A 653-nucleotide genomic window follows, 5' to 3' on the forward strand; every position below is an offset into this window, starting at 1 on the left:
CCGGCGTTGACCTGGTCGTAGGTGGTGCGCGGAAGACTGACACCGGCCTCGGCCCAGGCGGCCTGCACCAGGCTGGAGCAGTCCCACACGTCGGGGCCGTTGGCGCCCATGCTGTAGGCGTCGCCGATCTGGGCGTAGACGAAGTCGACGGCCGCGCCCGCGCCGCCTGAAGCGTTGCTGTTGTTGACGGCGTTGCCCGTGCCGCCGCCGGTATCCGCGGCCTCCTGCTGCTCGGCCGTGAGGTCGTTGAGCAAGTCCTCCTGCTTCTCGATCTTCTTCTCGGCCTCGTCCTTGGCCTCTTCGGCCTCGTCCAGCTTGTCCTTCGCCTCGTCCTCGGTGTCGGCCGCCTCGGCCGTGAGGTCGTCGAGCTTGTCCTTCTGCTCGGTGAACTCCTCGAGGGTCTGGCGCTGGTTGTCGGAGAGGTAGCCAAGGTCCGCGGCCTGCTCCAAGGCGTCAGCGGGGCCGCCGGAACTCAGCAGGTAGGCGGGGGAGCCGTAGTCGGCGTTGGTGTAGGCCGCGTTGGCCAGGCCCCGGACGTCCTCCTGCATGCCCTCGATCTTGTCCTGGGTGTCCTGCTTGTCCTCCTGCAGGTCCTCAAGCTTCTCTTGGGCGGCGTCGTGGTCCTCTTTGGCCTGGTTGTACTTCTCGGCGAG

Annotated in this window: 1 protein-coding gene; it reads right to left on the reverse strand. The window is 67.7% G+C overall.

Annotation, left to right across the window (positions count from 1 at the left end; all coding sequences use genetic code 11):
• Positions 1-653, reverse strand: a 653-nt coding sequence (locus LP52_RS25360; RefSeq protein ID WP_040276948.1) for a C40 family peptidase, incomplete at both ends; no start/stop codon positions are given.

This window comes from Streptomonospora alba (assembly GCF_000826685.1).
Taxonomy (GTDB): domain Bacteria; phylum Actinomycetota; class Actinomycetes; order Streptosporangiales; family Streptosporangiaceae; genus Streptomonospora; species Streptomonospora alba.